The sequence below is a fragment of the Zooshikella harenae genome, from assembly GCF_018837975.1.
Classification (GTDB): domain Bacteria; phylum Pseudomonadota; class Gammaproteobacteria; order Pseudomonadales; family Zooshikellaceae; genus Zooshikella; species Zooshikella harenae.
Genome location: NZ_JAGSOY010000055.1, coordinates 22,336 through 31,644 on the forward strand (window position 1 = coordinate 22,336; position 9,309 = coordinate 31,644).

Genomic DNA, 9,309 nt, shown 5'->3' on the forward strand with positions numbered 1-9,309 from the left:
TTAGCCAACAACAGATATCTTTAACCCGTTTATGGTAAATGCGGAAAATGACAAGCAGCGATATGCCCCTCACCAGGCATTGCGGTTAATGCTGGTTTCTCTTGGAAACACGTCGCTTTGGCACGTGGACATCGAGGTGCAAATGCACAGCCTATAGGAGGGTTAAAGGGATCTGGCAGTTCAGCAGAGTTCTCTGCTACCTCAATAGCAAGTGACTGATTAAGCTTGGGAATTGAAGCTAACAGCAATCGTGTATACGGATGACAAGGTTGGTGAAAAACATCATTAACGCTTCCCTGCTCAACCACCCTGCCAAAATACATAACGACCACTCGCTGACTTATTCTTTCTACCACTGATAGATCATGGCTGATAAACACATACGTCAATTTATGTGTTTGCTTTAATTCCAGTAATACATTAAGCACTTGCGCCTGAACAGAAACATCCAATGCTGAAACCGGTTCATCAAGCACTAAAATTTGTGGATTAGCAGCCAGTGCCCGCGCAATACCTACTCGTTGAGCCTGACCACCAGACAGTTCATGAGGATAACGCTGCAGTATTTCATCAGGCAGTTTAACCTGGTCTATCAACTGTTTTAATCGTGGCTGAAAATGCTTGTTAGCCATACCTAACAAATACTGCATAGGCTCTTGCAGACTCATTGCCACCACTTTACGTGGATTAAGAGCACTTACAGCATCTTGAAAAACATATTGTATAGATTTTGCAAGTAACTTTTTATTACGCTTGTTAATAATATTATTACGCTTATTAGTAATACCCAGTACATGCGTTGATGATGAATCGTTACCCAAGATAGGTAAACCATTAAAATAAACCACCCCTTGTGAAGGTCGATCTAAACCAACCAATAGACGAGCCAGAGTAGACTTGCCACAACCAGACTCCCCGACAATCCCCAATACCTCCCCCGCATTAATACTGAGATCAATTCCCTGTAAGACATGTAAACCCTGCTGCTGGCGCCTAAATATAGAGTGTTTATCAGCAAATGTTCGCCACAACTGTTTTGTTTCCAGTAGGGGGAGCTCGCCATGTTTAATACTCATAAAGGCTTACAACAACGTACCCAGTGACTATTGGAAATGGCTTTTAATGTCATCGTAGACTCCTTGCAACGTGTTTCAGCCCAAGGACAGCGTGGTGCAAAATGACAGCCTGGTGGCAAGGCATTCATCGCTGGGGGTAACCCGTCAATTGTCGCTAACGCCCCTTCCCCCCCAAGCTTAGGTATACACTTAATTAATTGATGAGTATAAGGATGAGCAGGATGATTTAAGACATCCGTCGTATAACCCATCTCCACAATCTGTCCCGCATACATAACTGCTATCCGCTCACAAAGCGTAGTGACCACCCCAAAATCATGAGTAATAAAGAGTAATGCAGCCTTTGTGTCTTGCTGTAACTGTTTGAGTAGCTTCAAAATTTGAGCCTGAACGGTCACATCCAATGCAGTTGTTGGCTCATCAGCTATCAACACCTTAGGCTGGTTAATTAATGCCATAGCAATAACAACACGCTGGCGCATGCCCCCTGAAAGCTGATAGGGATAGCTATGTACTCGTTGACCTGGATTAGGTATTTGCACCCGCTCAAGCCAATTGACCGCTTGCTGCCATGCTTGTCGATAAGAGATAGGACGGTGAGCTCTAATTGCCTCCACCAGTTGGCTACCAACTGTTAGCATCGGATGTAAAGCAGTCGCAGGGTCTTGAAAGACATACGCCACTTTATTACCACGAATGTGCTGTAACTGGGCTAGAGGAATACTTAGCAAGTCTTGAGTATCCTGCCAAACTTGGCCATGTACAATACAACCTGGAGGTGATGGTACCAAACGCGCAATAGACAATGCTAAAACAGATTTACCACTGCCTGATTCTCCCACCAATCCCAAACATTCTCCTGCTTCAAGCGTTAAGCTGACATTATTAACGGCTTGATAAGTAGCGTGTCCTAATTGAAATTCCGTTTGCAGCTGGTTGACTATTAAGCCTTGGACTTCAGGTCTGGCAAACTCATCTGCCTCCCTGTTGCACCGAATATTCGTCGCCGCCGCAGGACGCCCCATAACACCAGACTTCAAACGTGGATCAAGTACATCCCGAATACCATCTCCTATAAGGTTAATACTCATCACCAAAATAAAAATGATTAAACCAGGAATAATAGACACATGCGGTGCTGTAAATAGTAGCTTACGTCCCTCGCCTAACATGGAACCCAAATCGGCTTGTGGCGGTTGTGCGCCTAACCCTAAAAAGCTCAGCCCTGCCGTCTCAAGAATCATCCAACCTAAGGTGGTTGCCATAGTAATAACAATGGTCGGCATTACATTAGGCAAAACATCCGTACATAACGTTTGCCACCTGTTTTTACCCACTAACTGAGCAGCCTCCACAAATGGCTGGCGGACTACGCCAAGGGTAACACCACGTACATTACGGGCAAAAAAGGGAATATTGACGATCGCTATGGCAAACAACGCATTCATCAGCCCAGCCCCTAACACCGCAACAATGGCGAGCGCCAAAAGAATATAAGGAAAGGCCATTAACATATCGATGCCCCGCATCAGCAGATTATCAATACGCCCTCCCCAAAAACCCGCCACGAGTCCCAGTAAAGAACCGATCAATGCCGCTACTAAGGTTGCAGAACCTCCTACCAGTAAGCTGATTTGAGTCCCCCACAACACCCGTGACAGCAAATCGCGTCCCAGATGATCAGTGCCTAACCAGCCTTCAAAAACAGGTGGATTCTGCACCATGTCACCGAAAAACCATTGTATCAACCAGGGTTTAGCCAAACGATGGACCAATGCAGTGGCATTAGGGTCAGGGATGGGAAGAATGGGCGCTAAACAGGCTAATACAGTACAACATACAAAAATCCACATGCCCAACCTGGCCAGGCGATTATGGTTAAATAGCTGCCAACCAGAAGGCCGAACCGCTGGCTGATTTGGTTTACGTAATCCTTTACGCCAAACAGCATTGCTATACATGAAAATAACTTACTATTTATGATTTAAATACGATTTCTCGAACTTAAACGAGGATCTAGTGCATGCTGAGCCACATCAGCCCCTAAATTAAATAAGACATACGTGCAGGCCACCATTAGCACCCCGCCTTGTACTAACAAAATATCTCGGGTAGCAATAGCATTCACCAGCATACGACCAATACCTGGCCACTGAAAAACCGTTTCAATATAAACCGCACCACCAAGTACAAACCCTGCTTGTATGGCCATGACGGGTATCACATTAACCAGCGAGGATTTAAAAGCATGAAGGAAAATAACTCGACGTTCTGTTAGCCCTTTAGCCCGTGCCGTACGAATATAATCTAACCGAAGCACTTCCAACATCGCACTTCGAGTAAGGCGTGCTACCACCCCCATGGCCACAATGGATAACGTAAGTGCGGGTAACAGCAAATGCTTTAATAAATCACCTATATCGCCACCGCCATAAATGGCATACATACCACTGGCAGGAAACCATTGCCACTGCACAGCAAAAAGCATTATCAGGAGCAATCCCAACCAAAAAGCGGGCATTGATATCCCTACCAACACGACAAACGTTATTATTTTATCAACCCAACTAAACTGTCGTATTGCCGCTATTATTCCTGCCAATAAACCAAAGACACTACACAATAACCAGGCGGCACCAGCCAGTATCAGTGTCGCTTGAAATCGTTCAAGCACTTCATCCAGTACGGGTCGATTAAGCGTAAAAGAACGTCCCCAATCCCCCTGAATAACATTGTTTAACCAAATGACATACTGTTCGGCTAATGACTTATCCAAACCCAGCTGCTGATTTAATCGTGCTACATTTTCTGGCGTTGCAAAATTACCTAAAATCGCCGTCGCGGGATCACCAGGAATCATTGCCATCACCAGAAATACAATCAGCGATAAGCCTAGTAATACTGGAATAATGGCGATAAGACGATGGATGATATAAGTCAGCATCATACCTTACGCAAATACTGTAAATCAGATGTTGTATTATTAAGGCAGCTTTTGCACATCTTTAAGCAACAAAAAAAAGGATGGCTGAAGCTGAAAGTCTTTAATCGTATGATGTGCCACAGCGTTTTGCTGCCAGTGGGCAATAAAAGCCCAAGGTGCATCTTCATGTACAATGGCTTGCATTTTTCGATAAAGTTGTCCGCGTTGTTCTTGATCTGTCGTTTTTCTTGCTTCTTTCAACAATGCATCTACTTCAGGATTGGAATAATAGCCTGAATTAAAACCGCCTTTTTCAGGCCAGGCTGCTGTACGCAAGGCTAAATAAGGCAACGTATCAGGATCATTAATCATCCAGGCCATCTCTGCCATATCAGCCTGCTCACCAAGCCCTGGATTCACTTTGCCAAGAAAGGTATTCCATTCGTAGCTTTCAATAGTGACTTTTAACCCAACCTTTGCCAAATCCGCCTGAATCGCCGTTCCCATTGCTATGGGCTCCAGCATTCCCGAACCGCCTTCAGTCACATAAAAAGTCAGCTTTTCCCCTTTATATCCAGCAGCTTTAATCAGTTTACGCGCTTTACCCGGATCATAAGGATATGGTTGAAGTGTTTTATTATAGGCCCAGGTAAATACGGGTGGTGTAGGCCCTGCCGCTATAACGGCGGTACCTTGCAGCACACTGTTAACCAATGCCTGCTTGTTAATGGCATAATTCACCGCTTGGCGCATACGTTTATCGGCAAAAGGCCCATGCATCATATTTAAAATTAAAAACCATACATGAGGTCCTGTTTGCTCATACACTGTAAGATCTTTTGCTTTCTTAAACATCGCCAGGTTATCCGGTGGAACTTCCACCATAAGATCAATCCCACCTGATAACATTTCAGCCACTCGCGTATTGGCATCAGTGATAGGCCGAAAAATAACCGCATCCAATGCAGCCAGCCCATCCCAATAGTCATCATTTCGTGTAACCACTACTTTCCGATGACTTTGCCATTCTGCAAACTTAAATGCGCCAGTGCCTGCTGGATGACGACCAAAAGCTTTACCGTACTTTTTAACGGCTGCAGGAGAAACAATTAAACCTGTCGGATAGGCCAAATTAGAGAGAAAGGGAGCGAATGGTTCTTTTAACACAAATTCAACACTATATCGCGATTTAACAATCACCTTTTCTACGGCACTAAAGAAAAAGGCTAATGGGAAAGGACCTGTCTTATGATAAGGATGTGACTTATCAAGCATTCGCTCAAAATTAAATTTGATCGCATTGGCGGTAAATTCAGTGCCATCATGAAATTTAATACCTTGGCGCAAGATAAAGCTATAATGCGTACCATCCTCACTAATAGTCCATGCTTTGGCTAAGGCAGGTTCAATATCCAATGTTCCTGGTTTATAGCGTACTAAACCATCATAGATATTCATTAAAATACGAAAATCGTTGAGCGCTGTGGCGGCATGAGGATCCATCGATTTTGGCTCAGCAATTTGTCCTACTATTAGCACATTTGTTGGTGTTTGTGCTTCTACACAGCTAATAACACTCAGTAAGCAGCATGCTACCACTTGTAGACAACGCAGTATGCTTAAGAAAAAAAGCTGTGTGGCACGTATGATCACACCTTTAGTGCATAATGCTGTGAGCATTGCTGGCATCCATACCATGCTTGTACTCCATTGAAAGTCATTCTAGCACTGTATCACCCAAGCGCTTGTTAACACTATTTGGGGATATACAGTGGCAATAGGCTCGCTACGTTTATTGTTATTTTTTATGAAAGCACCTATACAGGATAACCACTATGTCCCCTACCTTGTCAAGCACTCACAAAAAAAGGGCTTAAAAATAAGCCCTTTTTAAAAGCACGACACATAAAATTTAATACTAAATTAAGTGCCTATTTATTAAACTTACAATAAAAGAAATTCCTTAACGTAGTAAGTGCAGAAAATGCATATGCTTATGGTACTGATCAATAATATCGTTAATCACCGCCTCTTTTGACCAACCCATAACATCATAATCCTGTCCACCTTCACGCAGGTGTATTTCTGCTCGATAATATCGCTGTTCTTCAGGAGCCTCTTCTTCGGGAAGATCCGGTTGCACAAAGACGGGTTTAATGTGAGAGCGACTTCTGACTTCATAAACAAAGTCAACTTCTTCACCTAAAAACACAACCAGTCTTACCCGGTTTTTAACTTCATCCACTTCTACTGAAGCATCTAGTTCATGTGTCTGTAGTTCACTGGCCACTGTGTCACAGGCTGGCTTAGCAATTTTATCCATAAATCGTTTAACGTTTTCCCGGCTCGGGTAATCCACAATATTACTCAGCCGGTCCTGCCAGCTACCGGCTTTGCCAGTCGGCGCAATGGGGGTAATATTCATCTGTAGACTTTCCCGTTTCGCCGCATCAATGCGAAGTGCTTTCATAAGACCATATGTGGCTATAAGCAGCACTATTGCAAAAGGTAAAGCACTGGCAATAGTCATTGTTTGCAAAGCGCCGAGACCACCTACCAGTAACAGAATAATCGCCACAATCCCTTCTGCACTTGCCCAGTAAACCCGCTGCCAAATGGGTGTATTGTCATGCCCATTGGAGCACAGCATGTCCACCACCATTGAACCAGAGTCAGAAGATGTCACAAAGAACACGATAACCATTATTGTTGCAAGGACTGACAGTACACCTGACATAGGAAATTGCTCTAAAAATGCAAATAGTGCTAGCGCAACATCATTTGAGACAGTATCTCCCAAAGAAGTCAGTCCTTTATTCATAATCATGTTAATGGCTGAATTACCAAAGAAGGTCATCCACATCAGCGTAAAGCCACTGGGCACAAATAGTACGCCCATGGCAAATTCTCTAATGGTGCGACCACGTGAAACCCGTGCAATGAATAACCCGACAAATGGCGCCCATGACATCCACCAACCCCAGTAGAGTATGGTCCAACCACCAATCCAGTCTGTCTTTTCATAAGCAAACAAGTTAAACGTATTGCGAACAATATCAGAGGCATAGGCACCGATATTTTGCACAAATGCTTGCAGTAAAAATACAGTAGGTCCAAAAATCAGGACAAACCCTAATAGTAAAACTGCCATCCCCATATTCAGTTCAGATAGGATACGAATACCTTTATCCAAACCAGTTGTGACGGAAATGATAGCCAGAATCGTTACGCCAATGATAAGGAAGACTTGTGTTGTAACATCTACTGGAATATCAAATAAGTGGTTAAGCCCTGAGTTAACTTGCAACACACCATAACCTAATGAGGTTGCAACACCAAATACAGTACCTATAACCGCAAAAATATCCACGGCATGTCCAATAGGCCCATATATTCTTTCACCAATCATTGGGTACAAAGCTGAGCGTAGTGTCAGCGGCAAAGAATGACGATAACTAAAAAAAGCCAGAATCAAAGCAACAATGGCGTAAATAGCCCAGGCATGAAGCCCCCAATGGAAGAAGGTTATCTTCATCGCCTCTCGAGCAGCTTCTACAGTACTTGCATCACCTACAGGTGGCGATAGAAAGTGCATCACTGGCTCAGCTACACCAAAAAACATTAAACCTATGCCCATTCCCGCTGAAAACAGCATGGAGAACCAGGTTAAATAGGAGTAATCAGGGGTTGAATGATCCGGCCCCAGCTTTATTTCGCCATAACGTGATAAACCAAGGAAAGCCACCACAATTAAGATAACGGCGACAGTTAACACATAAAACCAACTGCCATTATCGATTATGCCACCTTGAATCGCCTTAAACCAGCTGTCAGCGGTTTCTTGAAAGAACGTTGCAAATACCATCAGGAGAATAATCAACCCTGATGCTGTATAAAAAACGGGGGGGTTTAAATGAGCTTTATCTTCGGAGCTCGACATCACTACACCTTTTAGAATCTTGGTTAAGCTTGATCTATACACCCTAGTGGATCATTCATTGGCCTATGGATACCAGAGATCACCCTCCATCCAACACAACATCAGCATATAATTACTGAACAAGCGTTTTACACCCTTTACATTGCGCTTAATGCTTAAAGGATTTAGCCTTTTAGCCAATGCATATTACTACAACGTTAAACAGTATAATTTAAGCTTAAAAAAACTGTATAACGCTTTAAAACAATATAAAAAATGATCCAAACAAGGCTTAACTGTTGTATTCATAAGTGTGCATCTTAACATTTTTGTTATTTTGATTCACTAATTAACCCTCATTTATGGAATTTCTTCTTACATTCTTTAATTTATCTTCCATTATTAACCAATAAGACGGGTGGAAAACCTTAACTTTATAGTACATACAAAGCCATTTAGTAATTTGTCAAGTGATGAACTCCCAAAATAATTGGTGCTAAATAACCTTCCTCACCCATACACATAGAATACATGAGTACAGTGCTAACACAGCTATTAAGGAAAAAGTGCATTTTTAGAGGTACCCTACAGTAGAAGGTTCCTTATTAATCTCTATAAGATTCTGGACTTCATCACTTGAAGGCCCAGTTGCCCAGCTAGCGTTTTTAAAACAGTTAGTGTTGCTATCGCTAGTTTTGACAGACCAAACTAGCCCCCCTAAAAATCCTTCATTATGGGTATACCCCAAGTGTAAAAGGTATGATTAGCATTCGCATGTTGTAAAATTTAAAGGTCACTTTACCTTATATTCCCCTCTTCGACTTGCCTCAAACATCCGCTTAAATGTACCATTGACTTTTAACTTAGCTAAGCCATGATTAAATTTTTCTAACCAATAAAGACTTTTTTTAGAGTTTTTAGTAAATATTAGATGGTGAGATGTTTCTAACACAGGTTTAGGATGGAATGTAAACTTCGCATTATCTTCTGCATTAAAGTAATTACTCAATATGGAAAAGCCTACTTCTTTTTCAATAGGAAAAAGATCAATCCGTCCTTTTAATAGCATTTTAAAATTCAACAAATCACTTCTCAGTGGCACCACTATAATATGTCCATTTTCTGCATTTTTATCAAAATCTTCACCATAGGTATAACCGAGTGTTGCGCCAATAGTATAATACTGAAGGTCCTTGATTGTTTGCCACTCAAAAGGCTTATTTTTCAAATAAAAAAATACTTTTTCACTCGTATGCACAACATCACTAAAGTAAAAATCATTTAATCGCTCAGGGGTTGGTACCCAAGAAGGAGACGCATCCCAATTACCAGACATGACTTGTTTTAACGCTCGCTTCCAGGGGAAAAATGTATAAATAACTTTAATATTT

Annotated in this window: 6 protein-coding genes; all 6 read right to left on the reverse strand. The window is 42.3% G+C overall.

Annotated elements, in window-relative coordinates; all coding sequences use genetic code 11:
* Window positions 1–29 precede the first annotated feature (29 nt).
* Window positions 30–1,076: an oligopeptide/dipeptide ABC transporter ATP-binding protein gene (locus KCG35_RS17960; RefSeq protein WP_215821180.1), complete on the reverse strand. Its 1,047-nt coding sequence runs from the start codon at window positions 1,074–1,076 to the stop codon at window positions 30–32.
* Window positions 1,073–3,037: a dipeptide/oligopeptide/nickel ABC transporter permease/ATP-binding protein gene (locus KCG35_RS17965; protein ID WP_215821181.1), complete on the reverse strand. Its 1,965-nt coding sequence runs from the start codon at window positions 3,035–3,037 to the stop codon at window positions 1,073–1,075. The genes KCG35_RS17960 and KCG35_RS17965 overlap by 4 nt, the downstream gene beginning before the upstream one ends.
* 23 nt (window positions 3,038–3,060) lie before the next feature.
* A complete protein-coding gene (locus KCG35_RS17970) occupies window positions 3,061–4,023 on the reverse strand; it encodes an ABC transporter permease (protein ID WP_230409238.1) in 963 nt (320 codons plus the stop codon).
* A gap of 36 nt (window positions 4,024–4,059) precedes the next feature.
* Window positions 4,060–5,697 carry an ABC transporter substrate-binding protein gene (locus tag KCG35_RS17975; RefSeq protein ID WP_230409239.1) on the reverse strand — a complete coding sequence of 546 codons (1,638 nt, stop codon included), beginning with the start codon at window positions 5,695–5,697 and terminating at the stop codon, window positions 4,060–4,062.
* Between the two features lie 265 nt (window positions 5,698–5,962).
* Window positions 5,963–7,939 (reverse strand): choline BCCT transporter BetT, encoded by a 1,977-nt coding sequence (betT, locus tag KCG35_RS17980; protein WP_215821182.1) that lies wholly within the window; start codon window positions 7,937–7,939, stop codon window positions 5,963–5,965.
* 772 nt (window positions 7,940–8,711) lie between these two features.
* Window positions 8,712–9,309: substrate-binding periplasmic protein (locus tag KCG35_RS17985; protein WP_215821183.1), on the reverse strand; the 598-nt coding region annotated here is incomplete at its 5' end.

Bases quoted from the DNA above. Each gene is read 5' to 3' on its own strand.
- KCG35_RS17960 (WP_215821180.1), bottom strand. From the start codon at position 1,076: ATGAGTATTAAACATGGCGAGCTCCCCCTACTGGAAACAAAACAGTTG.
- KCG35_RS17965 (WP_215821181.1), bottom strand. From the start codon at position 3,037: ATGTATAGCAATGCTGTTTGGCGTAAAGGATTACGTAAACCAAATCAG.
- KCG35_RS17970 (WP_230409238.1), bottom strand. From the start codon at position 4,023: ATGATGCTGACTTATATCATCCATCGTCTTATCGCCATTATTCCAGTA.
- KCG35_RS17975 (WP_230409239.1), bottom strand. From the start codon at position 5,697: ATGGTATGGATGCCAGCAATGCTCACAGCATTATGCACTAAAGGTGTG.
- betT (WP_215821182.1), bottom strand. From the start codon at position 7,939: ATGTCGAGCTCCGAAGATAAAGCTCATTTAAACCCCCCCGTTTTTTAT.